The organism is Acinetobacter sp. WCHA45, from assembly GCF_002165255.2.
Taxonomy (GTDB): Bacteria; Pseudomonadota; Gammaproteobacteria; order Pseudomonadales; family Moraxellaceae; genus Acinetobacter.
Window position 1 is genome coordinate 2,262,439 of sequence record NZ_CP028561.1, and the last position, 17,295, is coordinate 2,279,733.

A 17,295-nucleotide genomic window follows, 5' to 3' on the forward strand; every position below is an offset into this window, starting at 1 on the left:
TGTTTGGGTGTTGTATAGTCAAGCCTCACGAGCAATTAGTATTGGTCAGCTTCACACGTCACCGTGCTTCCACACCCAACCTATCAACGTCCTAGTCTCGAACGGCTCTTTAGAGGAATAAATTCCTAGGGAAATCTTATCTTGAGGTAGGCTTCCCGCTTAGATGCTTTCAGCGGTTATCCCTTCCGAACATAGCTACCCGGCGATGCGACTGGCGTCACAACCGGTACACCAGAGGTTCGTCCACTCTGGTCCTCTCGTACTAGGAGCAGATCCTCTCAAATTTCCAGCGCCCACGGTAGATAGGGACCGAACTGTCTCACGACGTTCTAAACCCAGCTCGCGTACCTCTTTAAATGGCGAACAGCCATACCCTTGGGACCTGCTTCAGCCCCAGGATGAGATGAGCCGACATCGAGGTGCCAAACACCGCCGTCGATATGAACTCTTGGGCGGTATCAGCCTGTTATCCCCAGAGTACCTTTTATCCGTTGAGCGATGGCCTTTCCATACAGAACCACCGGATCACTAAGACCTACTTTCGTACCTGCTCGACTTGTGGGTCTCGCAGTTAAGCGCGCTTTTGCCTTTATACTCTACGCGTGATTTCCGACCACGCTGAGCGCACCTTCGTACTCCTCCGTTACTCTTTAGGAGGAGACCGCCCCAGTCAAACTACCCACCAGACATGGTCCTCGCCCCGGATTACGGGGCAGAGTTAGAACCTCAACATTACCAGGGTGGTATTTCAAGGACGGCTCCATTGGAACTAGCGTTCCAACTTCAAAGCCTCCCACCTATCCTACACAAGTAAGGTCAAAGTTCAATGTCAAGCTGCAGTAAAGGTTCACGGGGTCTTTCCGTCTAGCCGCGGGTACACTGCATCTTCACAGCGATTTCGATTTCACTGAGCCTCTGCTGGAGACAGCGCCGCCATCATTATGCCATTCGTGCAGGTCGGAACTTACCCGACAAGGAATTTCGCTACCTTAGGACCGTTATAGTTACGGCCGCCGTTTACTGGGGCTTCGATCAAGAGCTTCGCTTACGCTAACCCCATCAATTAACCTTCCAGCACCGGGCAGGCATCACACCCTATACGTCCACTTTCGTGTTTGCAGAGTGCTATGTTTTTAATAAACAGTTGCAGCGGCCTGGTTTCTGTGGCTGCCAATAGCTCAGGGAGCAAGTCCCATCACCGTCAGCAGCGTACCTTCTCCCGAAGTTACGGTACCATTTTGCCTAGTTCCTTCAGCAGAGTTCTCTCAAGCGCTTTGGTCTACTCGACCTGACCACCTGTGTCGGTTTCGGGTACGATTCCTGTGTAACTGAAGCTTAGAGACTTTTCCTGGAAGCATGGTATCAGCCACTTCACTGTACAAGTACAGCTTGCTATCAGTTCTCAGCATAGAGTACCCCGGATTTGCCTAAGATACATGCCTACAACCTTCCACCTGGACAACCAACGCCAGGCTGACTTAACCTTCTCCGTCCTCTCATCGCATTACACAGAAGTATTGGAATATTAACCAATTTCCCATCGACTACGCCTTTCGGCCTCGCCTTAGGGGTCGACTCACCCAGCCCCGATTAACGTTGGACTGGAACCCTTGGTCTTTCAGCGAACGGGTTTTTCACCCGTTTTGTCGTTACTCACGTCAGCATTCGCACTTCTGATACCTCCAGCATACTTCTCAATACACCTTCATCGGCTTACAGAACGCTCCCCTACCACTTGACTAATGTCAAATCCGCAGCTTCGGCACATAGTTTTAGCCCCGTTACATCTTCCGCGCAGGCCGACTCGACTAGTGAGCTATTACGCTTTCTTTAAAGGGTGGCTGCTTCTAAGCCAACCTCCTAGCTGTCTATGCCTTCCCACATCGTTTCCCACTTAACTATGATTTTGGGGCCTTAGCTGGCGGTCTGGATTGTTTTCCTCTTGACTACGGACGTTAGCACCCGCAGTCTGTCTCCCGGATAGTACTCATTGGTATTCGGAGTTTGCATCGGTTTGGTAAGTCGGGATGACCCCCTAGCCGAAACAGTGCTCTACCCCCAATGGTATTCGTCCGAGGCGCTACCTAAATAGCTTTCGGGGAGAACCAGCTATCACCAGGCTTGATTAGCCTTTCACCCCTATCCACAAGTCATCCCCTGGCTTTTCAACGACAGTGGGTTCGGTCCTCCAGTTAGTGTTACCCAACCTTCAACCTGCTCATGGATAGATCGCCTGGTTTCGGGTCTACACCCAGCAACTAAACGCCCTATTAAGACTCGATTTCTCTACGGCTCCCCTATACGGTTAACCTTGCTACTGAATGTAAGTCGCTGACCCATTATACAAAAGGTACGCAGTCACCGAACAAGTCGGCTCCCACTGCTTGTATGCATGCGGTTTCAGGATCTATTTCACTCCCCTCACAGGGGTTCTTTTCGCCTTTCCCTCACGGTACTGGTTCACTATCGGTCAGTCAGGAGTATTTAGCCTTGGAGGATGGTCCCCCCATATTCAGACAAGGTTTCACGTGCCTCGCCCTACTCGTCATCATTGTGTGTGCCCTTTCGTGTACGGGAATATCACCCTCTACGTTCGCACTTCCCAGAGCGTTCCACTAGAACACACACAACTTAATGGGCTGATCCCCGTTCGCTCGCCGCTACTAAGGGAATCTCAATTGATTTCTTTTCCTAAGGGTACTGAGATGTTTCACTTCCCCTCGTTCGCTTCATAAGCCTATGTATTCAGCTTATGATACCCGCCTTATAGCGGGTGGGTTCCCCCATTCAGAAATCTCCGGATCAAAGGATATTTGCCGCCTCCCCGGAGCTTTTCGCAGGCTATCACGTCTTTCTTCGCCTCTGACTGCCAAGGCATCCACCACATGCACTTAATTACTTGACTATACAACCCCAAACAGTCGTTAACACATACAAGTGAGTGTTAGCGTTGCAAACTTAATTGCTACTGGTTTGTTGTCTGTGAATTTAATCACCATACAGCTTCAATCTAAATTCATATACCAAAACGCTTGATTCAGTGTTTTTGCTAGTTCTCAATATGTTTAAATCAATCAAATTACTTCGATCAACTTAAATTCTTGAGTGAACAATTTATTTCAGACTCAATTTTCTAATCTGTTAATGATTAACTACCACCTCGTCGGTGCGTAGTAAACTGTGATAAATCACAGAGATTAATAAACCAAGATCAATTACTTAATCTTTTTATTCATTAAACTCTATAATCTATTTAGCTCAGAATTAAACATTTCATTTAATTCATGGTGGAGACTAGGAGAGTCGAACTCCTGACCTCCTGCGTGCAAAGCAGGCGCTCTACCAACTAAGCTAAGTCCCCAGCTTTAATCATAATGAACGACATATCTTTTTATCTAGCAGCTTGTGATTATTCATCACTTCGTCAGTAGTGGTGGGTCTGACAAGACTTGAACTTGTGACCCCACGCTTATCAAGCGTGTGCTCTAACCAACTGAGCTACAGACCCTCAGATACATCTTCGAAGAACAACTTGTTGTGGATTCTTACCGATCGTCAATCTTTCGTTAAGGAGGTGATCCAGCCGCAGGTTCCCCTACGGCTACCTTGTTACGACTTCACCCCAGTCATCGGCCACACCGTGGTAAGCGTCCTCCTTGCGGTTAGACTACCTACTTCTGGTGCAACAAACTCCCATGGTGTGACGGGCGGTGTGTACAAGGCCCGGGAACGTATTCACCGCGGCATTCTGATCCGCGATTACTAGCGATTCCGACTTCATGGAGTCGAGTTGCAGACTCCAATCCGGACTACGATCGGCTTTTTGAGATTAGCATCCTATCGCTAGGTAGCAACCCTTTGTACCGACCATTGTAGCACGTGTGTAGCCCTGGCCGTAAGGGCCATGATGACTTGACGTCGTCCCCGCCTTCCTCCAGTTTGTCACTGGCAGTATCCTTAAAGTTCCCATCCGAAATGCTGGCAAGTAAGGAAAAGGGTTGCGCTCGTTGCGGGACTTAACCCAACATCTCACGACACGAGCTGACGACAGCCATGCAGCACCTGTATCTAGATTCCCGAAGGCACCAATCCATCTCTGGAAAGTTTCTAGTATGTCAAGGCCAGGTAAGGTTCTTCGCGTTGCATCGAATTAAACCACATGCTCCACCGCTTGTGCGGGCCCCCGTCAATTCATTTGAGTTTTAGTCTTGCGACCGTACTCCCCAGGCGGTCTACTTATCGCGTTAGCTGCGCCACTAAAGCCTCAAAGGCCCCAACGGCTAGTAGACATCGTTTACGGCATGGACTACCAGGGTATCTAATCCTGTTTGCTCCCCATGCTTTCGTACCTCAGCGTCAGTATTAGGCCAGATGGCTGCCTTCGCCATCGGTATTCCTCCAGATCTCTACGCATTTCACCGCTACACCTGGAATTCTACCATCCTCTCCCATACTCTAGCTGACCAGTATCGAATGCAATTCCTAAGTTAAGCTCAGGGATTTCACATCCGACTTAATCAGCCGCCTACGCACGCTTTACGCCCAGTAAATCCGATTAACGCTCGCACCCTCTGTATTACCGCGGCTGCTGGCACAGAGTTAGCCGGTGCTTATTCTGCGAGTAACGTCCACTATCCCAGAGTATTAATCCAGGTAGCCTCCTCCTCGCTTAAAGTGCTTTACAACCAAAAGGCCTTCTTCACACACGCGGCATGGCTGGATCAGGCTTCCGCCCATTGTCCAATATTCCCCACTGCTGCCTCCCGTAGGAGTCTGGGCCGTGTCTCAGTCCCAGTGTGGCGGATCATCCTCTCAGACCCGCTACAGATCGTCGCCTTGGTAGGCCTTTACCCCACCAACTAGCTAATCCGACTTAGGCTCATCATTTAGCGCAAGGTCCGAAGATCCCCTGCTTTCTCCCGTAGGACGTATGCGGTATTAGCATTCCTTTCGGAATGTTGTCCCCCACTAAATGGCAGATTCCTAAGCATTACTCACCCGTCCGCCGCTAGGATCAGTACCGAAGCACATCACCCCGCTCGACTTGCATGTGTTAAGCCTGCCGCCAGCGTTCAATCTGAGCCATGATCAAACTCTTCAGTTTAAAATCATTTGTACTTTACTAAAAGTACTAAATCTGGCTCATCAATTTTCTGACTAAAAATTCGCTCAAATAAACTTCGAGAAATTTCTACCATTCAATCAATGAAATATTTTCGATCGATCAACCAGTAAAAATCCACACAAGTTGTTCTTCTATTCTCTTAATGATCTTCTCGATGATTCGTCATCACCAAGCTAGGTCGGCTATGTTACTCTAATCTAAATTAAAGTCAACAGGTAATTTCGATATTTTTAAAACTCACTAATCAACCCAAGAACCTAACTACTTTAGCCAAATCCTTGTTTCTCAACAAGTTTTTATCTGCATCACCGCCGATGGATGTGCATTCTACACCATTTCACATCAGGTGCAAGGGATTTATTCAAATTTATTTCACTTATTGCACCAACCGATTATTTTTTACACAAATAAGGCTGAAAATGTGTGATTTGGTCGATTATTTGCTCAGTTTTATTTTTTTCTTGCCAGTGTAAAGGTCTGCAATCGATATATTCACAGTATCCCGTGCCCTCATAACTCTCATTGTCCCATAAGAGTTGATAGTGAAAGCTGCCCACATAACCTGCTGCCAAACCAAATTTATAATCACCTCGACTTTGTGCTGTTAGTTGAAAGACAACAACATCCTTTTCCGAATATTGCCAAATAAATTCTCGAGGCAAATACATATCACGACCATTGGGTGTCTGAACTTTTGGATAAACACGCGTGACATCAAAAATGATTTGATCATCATAAAGTCGAGATTGCTGTTCATTCGACTGAATTTCAATCCGAGAAAAAATAATACTATTCCACTGGTTTCTGAGTTCGGACAAAATAATTTGCAAATCTGGATTAATCTGAATGATTTGATAAGTAAAAAAATGAAAGGCTATAAAAGGCAAATACATGGCTCTAGCATGTTTTAAAATACCCTGTGCTTCAATTTGATACTTTTGTTTTTTATAGGTGATTTCCCCTTCACATTGGCAACGCACATACCAATAATCGCCAACTCCCCATTGTAAAGCTGAATGATTTTCTATTTCAGAGTCAATATTCACTTGGAGTTGACAACCGAGCTCATCATCATCACGCTTAAAATAATAATTTGGGAAATCAACTTGGATTTGATCTACATCTAAAAACTGATAACGGTCTTGCTCCAATTGACACTGTTCTTTTGCACTATAACTTTTTAGATGTCCAACTGTTGATAAGCTACTGCTTACCAAAACTGTAGCTGTATCGATCGCAGTTGTGGAAATTGCACTTGGATTATAACAAATGGGAATACGAGGTTGACCGATTAGACTAATAAAATTTAAGTAATAAAAGGGCTCAGGTAAATTCGGCAGAATTAAAGCTTGATAAACAATTTTAAATAAGCCTTTTGGCGGATAGAATGTTAAAGCTTCTGACTTATTGAGGTTCAGCCGCTTTAATTGATTGTTATTCATCAATATTGGCATACTGAACCTCCATTTTTTTAGGGTGTTATTTTTGAATCATTCTTTTTGGCTAGTAATGTCGTGATGAAACCTGAAAGGATATAGAGAATAGATACAATCAGGATTCCTACTGGAATGTTGTACGTGATTGCCGCAAAAATCAAGACCACAGGCAACATCACAACAAAAGGTACACGTTTACGATCCATTTGTTTAAATGAATAGTATTTGATATTTGAAATCATAAGTAAACCAACACCAACCATCACAACAGAGTTGATTACTTGAATCACAATATCTTTTAAATCAAAAACAAATGGGAAATCACGACCGACCCACACCACTGAAATCACAGTAACAGCAGCTAATGGGCTCGCAATTCCAATAAAGTAACGCTTATCCACCACACCAATTTGCACATTAAAACGTGCTAAACGAAATGCAGCACACGCGGTATAAATAAAACAACAAGCTAAACCGATACGTCCAAGATCATGTAAACTCCAGCTATACATCAGAATCGCTGGTGCAACACCAAAAGCTAATAAGTCAGAAAGTGAATCATACTGCTCACCAAATGCACTTTGCGCACCGATTGCGCGTGCAACTCGACCATCTAATCCATCAAGCAATGCAGCTAAAAAGATTGCGTAAATCGCCTGATTAAAGTTGCCATTCATACTCGCAATAATGGAGTAAAAACCAGAAAGCAACGCTGCCGTAGTAATAAGATTAGGCCATAAATAAATACCACGGCGTTTTACTTTTTGCCCTTCATGCGTTTGTTCTTCTTCTTCTACTTCAAAGGTGATGCCATCAAAAGAATGGTCTTCTTCATTTAAATCAGCATCAGGTTTAAGAGAATTTGTCATTATTTTCAATTCCTCGAGAATATTTTGACTTCTTTAGTGGCGAGATGGGTTATTCACCCACCAACCAACGCACAGCGGCATGACCACCATTTTCACTCATACGTAAATGCGGGAATAGCCATTGTAAGGCTTGGTCTGCATCTTCAGAGAATTTCCAAGGGGGGTTAATCACGAGTAAACCACATCCATTCAAGCCAACTGGCGTGTCATCAGGCCAAACACAAATTTCACAAATTAATTGGCGACGAATTCCTGTTTTGAACATTTTCTTTTCAAAACGTTCAATCATGGCGCGATCTTTGATTGGATACCAAACTGCAAACACACCTGTTGGCCATTTTTTATGTGCGGCTTGGAGAATTTCAACCAATTGTGGGAAGTCTTTACGCTCAATTTCGTAAGGTGGGTCAATCATGACCAATCCGCGTTTTTCTTTAGGTGGAATGACACCCATCAGACCTTCATAAAAATCACGCTCATGCAAGCCCGCACGTTTATCACGAATATTAAAATACAATTGTTGAAACACATCACGCTGCATTTCAAATATAGTTGCTTTATCAATATCACGCATGCCCTCAAGCGCAAACCAAGGTGAACCTGGATAAGCGCCTTTACCTGAACATGCACGCATATCTTCAACAATTTTAAGATATTGTTTTATGCCTTCAGGTGCATTACGTTTAATCGAATCATCAAGCTTGACCAATCGATGGATACCCGTTAAAAACTCACCTGATTTTTGTGCTTCAGACGTAGATAAATCATATTTACCTGCACCACCATGGTTATCGATATATCGATAAGGTTTATCTTTAGCATTTAAACGAGCGAGCAGTTGAAGCAAAAGTACATGCTTCATAACATCGGCAAAGTTACCCGCATGGAAATGGTGACGGTAATTCATGTTGACAATTATTCCTCAATTCAAAGGATAGTTTAACATGAAAGAAAAAAGTATTCTTTAGCGTTGATGTGATCATCTAAAATTGCACTGTAATCAACTTACTAATGAACTGGAGTTCTATGCAACAAACCTCTTTCACAAGTTCATGGAACTTAAATCAAATTTTAGATGATTTAAATGAATTTGGTTTTGCTCTAATTGATGATGTCTACTCGGCTGAATATGTGGAATCACTAGTACAAGAATGCAGCACCCATCTTGCTGAATTCAGAGCAGCAGGAGTACAAAACGGCGTTGTCAGTCATATCCGTAGTGACCATATTCTATGGATTGATGGTCAGTTACCGATTGCCCAACAGCATATCCAAGCTTTAGAAGAGTTCTCACAAGCGTTAAATCAGGCGTTTTATCTTGGGATTAAAGAAGTAGAAGCACATTTTGCCTGCTATAACGCAGGTGAATTTTATGCTTTACATCGTGATAATCCTCAACAGAAAAATGACCGCATGATTTCAACCGTTTTTTATCTACATAAAGATTGGCAGGAAGATTGGGGCGGTCAATTACGTTTGCAGGATAAAAATGGTCAATGGCATATCATCCAGCCCCTACCCAATCGTCTTGCAATTTTCCAGAGTGATTTATTACACGAAGTTCTATTATCGAAACAACAACGTTTATCCATTACTGCATGGTTACGCAGTGGAGGCTCAATCTGGAATCAGGGCTAAGCCCTTTAAATTCATGAAAACAGCCTTATATAGCTAAGCATAACTGATGATTATGGATCAATACATGTCGAATGAGACGAAACAAGTCATTGCACGAATTGGTGAAACTGACCAGCTCTTTTTAGAGAACAATAGTCCTGAACTTGCTTTAGAGCGTGCTGATCTGCGTTTACAGCTAGTCGTACTCAGCCATGTACGTCAGGAACAATTACACTTCTTACAGGAAGCAATCATACTACTTGAACAAGCACGTATTGAATATGATGAAATGCCATTAAGTTTGTATTTGAATTTGTCTTTATGTTTAGCCAAAGCGTATATGATTTACTTTGAGATAACCAAAGAGCAGCGTTTTGCTTTAATTACACAGCAAATTCTTAAACCTTTGGCATATACAGAACACTTAGAGATTTATTTCTTCTTGGCTTACGCTTCAGCTGCGAAGCAAGAACCAGCATTAACACGGCATTGGCTAACGAAATACGTATCTTGCTTAGAACATGATTTAGAGTTATTGCAGCTTCATCCTGCTTTTGGTGAAGTCCGCAAAGAAGAATGGTTTAGCACCCTATTACGCAATAAAGCTCACTGATGTGAGCTTTATTTTTACTGAATCATTATTTGGTACTGTCTACATGCAACTGTTGATTCAGTTCATCAATCACAATGGCCCATTCATCATCTTTGTGCCAATGACTTTTTAGAAAATCTCGCTGACCTACGCTCCAAAACTCAGCTTCATGTAATTTCTGGTCAGCACTGAGCTGATGGGTTTTTACAAAACTTTCAATTGAGGCATCATCTGCCTCCAGTCCAAGCTGCTCAAATAAAAGCTCAAGTGTTGGTTGTTGTTCAAACATTGTTATTCTCCCAAACAAGTTACTTCATAGAAATAATTTAACAGTAATACTACTAACATACAGAAAGATGCCTATATTTTCTTGTTGTTTTTTGTGTGTACTTAGCATGAAAAAAGCACCTTATGAAAGGTGCTTTTTCAATCTATCAAACTGATAAATTAGTTCAACATGTCTGCAATTGCAGCACGTTCTTCTTCAAGTTCATTTAACGTGAAGTTGATACGCTCACGGCTGAACTCGTCGATTTCTAAACCTTGAACGATTTTGTATTCACCGTTTTCAGTTGTTACAGGGAAACCAAACATAACGCCTTCTGGAATACCATAAGAACCGTCAGAAGGAATACCCATAGTTACCCATTGACCATTTGTACCTAATGCCCAATCACGCATATGATCGATTGCAGCATTCGCAGCTGAAGCAGCTGAAGACAAACCACGCGCTTCGATAATCGCAGCACCACGTTTACCAACTGTAGGAAGGAATACATCTTTGTTCCAAGCCGCATCGTTGATTTTGTCTTTTAAGCTTTCGCCATTTGCTTTAGCAAAACGGTAGTCAGCATACATTGTTGGAGAGTGGTTACCCCAAACTGTCATATTTTCGATGTCAGAAACTGCAACACCCGCTTTTTGAGCAAGTTGAGTTAACGCACGGTTGTGGTCAAGACGTAACATTGCTGTAAAGTTTTTCGCTGGAAGATCTGGAGCAGATTTCATTGCGATGTATGCATTGGTATTTGCAGGGTTACCTACAACCAATACTTTAACGTCACGGCTAGCAACTTCGTTAAGTGCTTGACCTTGACCAATAAAGATTTCGCCATTTACTTTTAATAAGTCAGCACGTTCCATACCTGGACCACGTGGACGTGAACCAACTAATAAAGCATAGTCAGCATCTTTAAATGCAACTTTAGGATCATCAGTCCCGATCATGCCTGCCAATAAAGGGAAAGCACAGTCATCAAGTTCCATCATTACGCCTTTAAGCGCTTGTTGAGCTTTCTCAAAAGGAACTTCAAGCAATTGTAAAATTACAGGTTGATCTTTACCTAACATTTCACCGCTTGCGATACGGAATAATAAGCTATAACCAATTTGACCTGCAGCGCCTGTAACGGCAACACGAACGGGTTGCTTCATGTGATATTCTCCAATGAGATGCGTTTGCACAATTGAACGCTAAAGTGGTTCAATCGAATTATCATAAACGGCAAATATTGTACTCTAAAGCAAACACAGATGCATGTAAAAGGGAATGGATTTCAACAAAAGTCTGATAGAAAATACAAATTAAATGAAGAAAAAGCTTAATAACTGCCTTTAATTGTAAATTCATTTGGACATCCCGTCACAATATGACTTGCACATTGTTTATATTGCCCATTTTTTTGATAACACACCCGAATCTCAGTCAAAATGGAATCAAATTTTGAAGACTGACAGGTAAAGCGAATTCCTGTAGGAGGTAATGATGGGTTTAATTTCATAAATTGTTGTCGAAGGTTTTCTTTTTGCACTTCAATGGTATTCGGACTCGTTAAATCAGCAGGTACTTTTAAGCGCTCAGCAAAATTAATAATCGTTCTAAAATATTGACTGGCATTCATCGATGTACACCCTCCAACATTTTGCCAGAGTTGCACACGTGCATTTTCATCGGGCATTACACGCGCCACAACTTTAGCTTGTAAGGGAGATAATTTCGCAGAAGTTTTAGTGGAACAATCCCGATTTAGAGGAACTTCTGGCAATAAGCTTGCGATAGTAAGAGAATAACCTTCTAAACATTTACGCTGTTTTTGTCTTGATGAATCAAAGGAACAAGCTGCAGGAGTCATTTGAACATGCATCACATAACCCGAAATATCAGGGTTCTCTGCTGCATGTAACGGCGCAGCAAGTGACATGACCAAGTAACAGATCAAGATCTGCAATGATCGAACTAACCGTCCCTTGAATAAATTCATAAATTTCATCAAATATAAAAACTTCATTGTTTCAAATTAAATGTCTTTGTTTCTTTAAGGTTCATTGCGCACAGGTATTGTCCCCATCCTTTTTTCTAAGGATTGCGCGCCTAGCCCTAACACAACACCATAATGCGTCGCATTGGTCATCACATGTTTGACGTAATCACGTGTTTCCAACAATGGAATCGTTTCTGTGTATTGATCAGCCGCCATGGTTTGAAAATCTGGCTGCCATCGTTTTGCACGATTTGGGCCAGCATTGTAACCTGCTGTTGCTAATACAGCATTGCCACTCAGTTGGCTTTGAATCATTGACAGATAGTATGTCCCATAACGAATATTGATATTCATTTCATTTAGAGCCGCTGGGTTATAAGTTTCACCCATTTGGCGGGCAACTAACTTTGCAGTATTCGGCATAATTTGCATTAAACCACCTGCACCCACATGTGAACGTGCGGATGTAACAAACCGACTTTCTTGGCGCATTAAACCATATGCCCAAGCTGGATCAATACCAGCATTGTAACTGTGACTCGTGACATTACTACGGTGTGGTGTTGTATAGCGATAAGTATCATTATGGCGTGAGGTTGTACGGTCTGCGGCATAGATTGCTCGGTCATACCAACCAATATCATGCGCTTGCTTAGCGGCAGCTAAAAGTAAACCATCATCATGCTGCAAATACGCTTGGCGGACTGCCCAATTCCATTCGCGATTAATGTAATTTGCTGGTGCATCAATATTTTTTAACGCAAATGCACGTTTAAAGTGGATATTTTGGTTTAACCGTTGAATATCTTGTGAACTTGGTTGCTCGTTATAAGGCTGATGATTATAACGTTCGCCTAAACGATCTTTGGCTAGCAAATTATGGTAGTCATCCCCAGCTTGTGCCAGCTTACGATAAATCTGTTGAGCAGCTTGCTTTGAAGCAGCATCTGAGCGCTGTTCAGAAGCACGAGCAAGCCAGTACTGCCAACGATCTTCTTGTTTCTGCGTGATTGACATGGCATCAATTGCACGAATTAAACTTTCCCAAGCACCAAAACGAATCGCTTGACGTGCATAAATTTCGGCTTCTTCTGGACTAAACGGATAACCATAACTTTGATCATAGGCATTGAGGACTTCTCGGTTAAAGCCATTCTTCATTACCGTCGTTCCACCCACATAACCTACCGTACGATATAAATATTTTTGTACAGGTTGAGGAGTATCTTGTGCAATACGCTGAATATTTCCTAAAGCATTGGTGAAATCACTATCTGCGACACGTCCCAATGCAAAAATTAAATATGCATAATCAGCATCGCTGGCTTTAGGCGCATTCCATAAATATGCCAATGGATTGGCTTGGATCTGATTCAACTGAGCCAAGGACAAATCCAGACCTATAGTTTGGGCGGTCGCAATCGCTAAACCAGATTGACCTGCTCGCAGTTGTCCCCAAAGTCGTTGTTGACGATCTTGAGCAGTCATCAAGGGACTAGATAACATCAGTCGCCCTAAACCATTACACGATTCAGGCTGTGTACTTGTCGTTAACCAAATATCTTTATATTCAGCAAAAACTAGACTATCACCCGTTTTGGCACGGACTTGTGCAACCGCACAACTCTCTTCTTGGTCAGGATTAGTGACATAGCTGAGTACAGGTTTTGCTTCATTAAAACTGGCTTGTTTTACTTTTTCTTCGACATAATCTGCTGCTAATTTTTCAGCCATCGCTGATTGAGGATAACGTTGCGCAAAAGCGATAATTGAAGAAGCAGGTTGTAGCCCTAGGTTGGTATTCAATTTCCAATACTCAGGGTAATAACCTAATACATCATTTTGCATTTCATATTGATATTGATCGAGCAATGCAACATTCCCAGAACTCGCAGCACGTAGAGCATCAGTAAATTGTTCGTCTAGAGCATATACAGATGAGCAGATCACCACGCCGCCCATCGCAACAAGTCGACGGAAGCTTTTCTTGTTATTCAGTTTATTGATCATGATTGTTGTAAAATCATGTTGCTTATTCATCTTCATCAATACATTTGCCCAATTTTCCCTGCCCTCATAGTGTAATAAGTCTGGCTTCATACAATTGTTGTGTTATGTAACTTGCTGATTCATATTCATTAAAATTCATCCAATTTTATTCATAAACTGTCCATTTTTGTCAGTTTTTTATTCTCTGCGTTCTTGCAAAAATACTGCTATAATCCGCAGTTTGTTTAAATCCACCTTGTTTAGGAGCCTGCATGACGGTTCAAACATTCATTCCAAGTGCTGTAAAAGCTGCTTCAGAAAACACTGTTACCCAGCCAACGCACACCACTGATGTTTCAATTAAAAAATTATATATTGAAACGCAAGGGTGTCAGATGAATGAGTATGACAGTCATCGTATGGCAGACTTATTGGGTGATTCACATGGTTATGTGCTCACTGACAATCCAAATGATGCAGACATTCTGCTCATGAACACCTGCTCAATTCGCGAAAAAGCACAAGAAAAAGTGTTCAGTGGCTTAGGTCGTTGGCGTAAACTCAAAGAACAGAATCCTGATCTGGTGATTGGTGTCGGTGGCTGTGTTGCCTCTCAGGAAGGTGACAACATTCAAAAACGTGCACCATACGTCGATATGGTATTTGGTCCACAAACCTTGCATCGTTTGCCACAAATGTTGGATCAACATCAAGCTCAAGTTGAAAAGCCAAAGAAAGAAAAAATCAAGTTGGTTGATATTTCTTTCCCAGATATTGAAAAGTTCGACTTTTTGCCTGAGCCACGTGTGGAAGGCTTTAAAGCATTCGTTTCAATCATGGAAGGTTGTTCTAAATACTGTTCATTCTGTGTAGTACCTTATACTCGTGGTGAAGAGGTTTCTCGTCCACTGGATGATGTATTGGCTGAAATCGCGGGCTTAGCTGAAAAAGGCGTGCGTGAGATCAGCTTGCTTGGTCAAAACGTGAATGGCTATCGTGGTGAAACCTTTGAAGGTGAAATTTGCACTTTCCCTGAACTGCTGCGTTTAGTTGCAGAAATTCCAGGTATTGGACGTTTACGCTATACGACTTCTCATCCGCTTGAGTTTTCTGATGATTTAATTCAATGCTATCGTGATTTACCACAAATGGTTTCACATTTACATCTGCCAGTACAAAGTGGTTCCAACGATGTGTTGCAAGCCATGAAACGTAACCACACCATTGATGTCTACATTGATAAAATTGCCAAATTACGTAAAGTTCGCCCAGATATGCATTTATCTAGCGACTTCATTATTGGTTTCCCGGGTGAAACAGATGAACACTTTGCGGAAACATTACAGTTTATTAAAGATTTAGATTTTGATCATTCATATAGTTTTGTCTATTCAAAACGCCCTGGTACGCCTGCATCTGACCTGCCAGATGATACCCCAGAACAGGTGAAAAAAGACCGTTTGGCTCAAGTTCAGCAAGTGATCAAACAATCAAGTATTGATAAAACTGATGCTATGCTGGGTAAAATTGAACGTGTCTTGATTGAAAAAGTATCGGATAAAGATCCAAATGTATTGGTTGGCACAGCAGACAATACTCGTTTGGTTACATTTATCGGTGATGCGACATGGGTTGGACGTTTCGCAGAGATTGAGATCACTGAAATTAAAACTTTAAATTTAGTTTATGGTGAACTCTTGAATCTTGAACCTGACGTGGCGTAATGTAAGGGTATTCCTACACGTGAGCTAAAAGGGTTTCTCTTGACTTCAGCGATTAAACGTACTGTAACGTTCCCTGAAATTTCCATGGAACATTTAAAACGAATGCTCGGTGCATACAACGGGCATTTAAAGCAAATCGAACAACGTTTAGATGTCAAAATTACTCACCGAGGCGATGCCTTTTATCTAGACGGTGATATAGAAACAGTCGAAAGGGCCGAGGCACTGTTGCAACGGCTCTATCAAGAATCAGAAATTTCCTCACAAATCAGTGCCGATGTTTTACATTTGATGATCCAAGGTTCACAGACAGATCGTGATTTCATGGATGATTCCGAACAAGAACATACAGGCTTAGATAGCGTTTGGTTACAGACCCGCAAAGGGCGAATCAATCCTCGTGGTGCCAATCAAAAGCGTTATGTACAACGTATTTTACAAAGCGATATTTCCTTCGGGATTGGCCCTGCAGGGACTGGTAAAACTTATCTAGCAGTTGCTGCTGCAGTGGATATGTTAGAGCGTAATGAAATCCAACGAATCTTACTGGTTCGTCCTGCGGTTGAAGCTGGCGAGAAACTCGGTTTTCTACCGGGTGATTTGACACAAAAGATCGATCCCTACTTACGCCCACTTTACGATGCTCTCTATGAAATGCTGGGCTTTGAAAAAGTGGCCAAACTGATTGAACGGCAAGTGATTGAGGTTGCTCCGCTTGCCTACATGCGTGGACGCACGCTGAACCATTCATTCGTGATTTTAGATGAAGCACAAAACACCACACCAGAACAGATGAAAATGTTCCTTACCCGTTTAGGGTTTGGTTCGCGTGCTGTGATTACAGGTGACGTGACACAGGTTGACTTACCGCGTGGGCAACAATCGGGCTTAGCACAAGCATTACGTGTACTGGAAAATGTACATGAAATTCATATCACGCGTTTCCATTCCCGTGATGTGGTGCGACATCAATTGGTACAAAAAATTGTTGAGGCCTACGAAGGTTGGGACAGTGAACAGCAACGCCTGTCTGCTGAAGCTCGTGCTGAACGCAAAGCCAAACAAGAAGCATTGATTGCAGAAAATGATTCTGCGGCAGATGCGCAACACATTTAAAAATCCCCCTCACTCCCCCTTTTATTGCAATACTTTAATCGCATATCAGGGGGACGATTTTAAGGATCTATTTTGAAAATCAATTTAAGTCTTCAACAAGACTTTCAAGCGAATGAATTACCACTAAAACGTGGTCAAATTAAAAAGCAGATTGAAACCACACTCCGTCATGTCGGTCTCGACGTAGACTGCGAAATCGGAATTGCCTGCGTCGACCTCGCAGAAAGCCATGAGCTGAATCTGCAATATCGTGAAAAAGACAAACCGACCAATGTATTGTCTTTTCCAAGCGATATTCCTGAAGAAATGCTCAACTTACTGGATGCTGAACCTTTAGGTGACTTGGTGATTTGTATCCCTGTGGTTTTACAAGAAGCCTCTGAACAGCAAAAAACACCTATTGATCATTTCACCCATTTACTGGTTCATGGCGTTTTACATTTACTTGGCTACGATCACGAAACCAGTGAAGCTGAAGCCGAAGAAATGGAAGCTTTAGAAATTGAGATTCTAAAAAAACTAGGGATCGCCAACCCTTATCAAGCCGATGAAAGCTAATCCAAGAT

At 42.6% G+C, this 17,295-nt stretch carries 12 protein-coding genes, 2 tRNA genes and 2 rRNA genes; 5 read left to right on the forward strand and 11 right to left on the reverse strand.

Going from position 1 to position 17,295, the window contains the following annotated elements; genetic code table 11:
* Nucleotides 1-14: 14 nt before the first annotated feature.
* The 7 genes from CDG55_RS12270 to CDG55_RS12300 form a co-directional block, all read right to left on the reverse strand.
* Nucleotides 15-2,905, reverse strand: a 23S ribosomal RNA gene (locus CDG55_RS12270).
* Nucleotides 2,906-3,285: 380 nt separating this feature from the next.
* Nucleotides 3,286-3,361: transfer RNA gene (locus CDG55_RS12275), tRNA-Ala, on the reverse strand.
* 70 nt (nucleotides 3,362-3,431) lie between these two features.
* A tRNA-Ile gene (locus tag CDG55_RS12280) sits at nucleotides 3,432-3,508 on the reverse strand.
* 59 nt (nucleotides 3,509-3,567) lie between these two features.
* A 16S ribosomal RNA gene (locus tag CDG55_RS12285) occupies nucleotides 3,568-5,104 on the reverse strand.
* Together the 16S and 23S rRNA genes with 2 tRNA genes alongside form the textbook arrangement of a ribosomal RNA operon.
* Nucleotides 5,105-5,517: 413 nt before the next feature.
* Complete coding sequence (locus CDG55_RS12290) at nucleotides 5,518-6,579, reverse strand: DUF6670 family protein (RefSeq protein ID WP_087537274.1); 1,062 nt, start codon at nucleotides 6,577-6,579, stop codon at nucleotides 5,518-5,520.
* A gap of 17 nt (nucleotides 6,580-6,596) precedes the next feature.
* The gene (gene pssA / locus CDG55_RS12295; protein WP_087537275.1) at nucleotides 6,597-7,430 is read right to left on the reverse strand and encodes a CDP-diacylglycerol--serine O-phosphatidyltransferase; all 834 of its coding nucleotides are present in this window, start codon (nucleotides 7,428-7,430) and stop codon (nucleotides 6,597-6,599) included.
* Between the two features lie 49 nt (nucleotides 7,431-7,479).
* Nucleotides 7,480-8,337 carry a 23S rRNA (adenine(2030)-N(6))-methyltransferase RlmJ gene (locus tag CDG55_RS12300; RefSeq protein ID WP_087537276.1) on the reverse strand — a complete coding sequence of 286 codons (858 nt, stop codon included), beginning with the start codon at nucleotides 8,335-8,337 and terminating at the stop codon, nucleotides 7,480-7,482.
* 119 nt (nucleotides 8,338-8,456) lie between these two features.
* Between CDG55_RS12300 and CDG55_RS12305 the strand changes: the two genes are divergently transcribed.
* Both CDG55_RS12305 and CDG55_RS12310 read left to right on the forward strand, forming a co-directional pair.
* On the forward strand, nucleotides 8,457-9,068 hold the full coding sequence (locus CDG55_RS12305; RefSeq protein WP_005162377.1) for a 2OG-Fe(II) oxygenase: 612 nt from the start codon (nucleotides 8,457-8,459) through the stop codon (nucleotides 9,066-9,068).
* A 64-nt stretch (nucleotides 9,069-9,132) separates the two neighbouring features.
* Nucleotides 9,133-9,660 (forward strand): hypothetical protein, encoded by a 528-nt coding sequence (locus CDG55_RS12310; RefSeq protein WP_005162378.1) that lies wholly within the window; start codon nucleotides 9,133-9,135, stop codon nucleotides 9,658-9,660.
* Nucleotides 9,661-9,685: 25 nt separating this feature from the next.
* Here the strand turns inward: CDG55_RS12310 and CDG55_RS12315 are convergent, their stop codons facing one another.
* The 4 genes from CDG55_RS12315 to CDG55_RS12330 all read right to left on the reverse strand — a co-directional run bounded on the left by CDG55_RS12315 (nucleotide 9,686) and on the right by CDG55_RS12330 (nucleotide 13,862).
* The gene (locus CDG55_RS12315; RefSeq protein ID WP_087537277.1) at nucleotides 9,686-9,928 is read right to left on the reverse strand and encodes a DUF2789 family protein; all 243 of its coding nucleotides are present in this window, start codon (nucleotides 9,926-9,928) and stop codon (nucleotides 9,686-9,688) included.
* 158 nt (nucleotides 9,929-10,086) lie between these two features.
* The gene (locus CDG55_RS12320; protein ID WP_005162390.1) at nucleotides 10,087-11,073 is read right to left on the reverse strand and encodes a malate dehydrogenase; all 987 of its coding nucleotides are present in this window, start codon (nucleotides 11,071-11,073) and stop codon (nucleotides 10,087-10,089) included.
* 167 nt (nucleotides 11,074-11,240) lie between these two features.
* Nucleotides 11,241-11,927: a ribonuclease I gene (locus CDG55_RS12325; protein WP_416332999.1), complete on the reverse strand. Its 687-nt coding sequence runs from the start codon at nucleotides 11,925-11,927 to the stop codon at nucleotides 11,241-11,243.
* 27 nt (nucleotides 11,928-11,954) lie between these two features.
* Nucleotides 11,955-13,862: a transglycosylase SLT domain-containing protein gene (locus CDG55_RS12330; protein WP_416333009.1), complete on the reverse strand. Its 1,908-nt coding sequence runs from the start codon at nucleotides 13,860-13,862 to the stop codon at nucleotides 11,955-11,957.
* Between the two features lie 299 nt (nucleotides 13,863-14,161).
* On the opposite strand from CDG55_RS12330, the gene miaB reads away from it, so the two are divergent.
* The 3 genes from miaB to ybeY all read left to right on the forward strand — a co-directional run bounded on the left by miaB (nucleotide 14,162) and on the right by ybeY (nucleotide 17,287).
* Nucleotides 14,162-15,613, forward strand: coding sequence for a tRNA (N6-isopentenyl adenosine(37)-C2)-methylthiotransferase MiaB (gene miaB / locus CDG55_RS12335; RefSeq protein WP_005162399.1), 1,452 nt, complete (start codon nucleotides 14,162-14,164; stop codon nucleotides 15,611-15,613).
* Nucleotides 15,614-15,652: 39 nt separating this feature from the next.
* Nucleotides 15,653-16,729, forward strand: a complete 1,077-nt coding sequence (locus CDG55_RS12340; RefSeq protein WP_005162400.1) for a PhoH family protein — start codon at nucleotides 15,653-15,655, stop codon at nucleotides 16,727-16,729.
* Nucleotides 16,730-16,801: 72 nt separating this feature from the next.
* Entirely contained in the window at nucleotides 16,802-17,287 is a 486-nt protein-coding gene (gene ybeY / locus CDG55_RS12345) for an rRNA maturation RNase YbeY (protein WP_087537278.1), read from the forward strand.
* Nucleotides 17,288-17,295 lie beyond the last annotated feature (8 nt).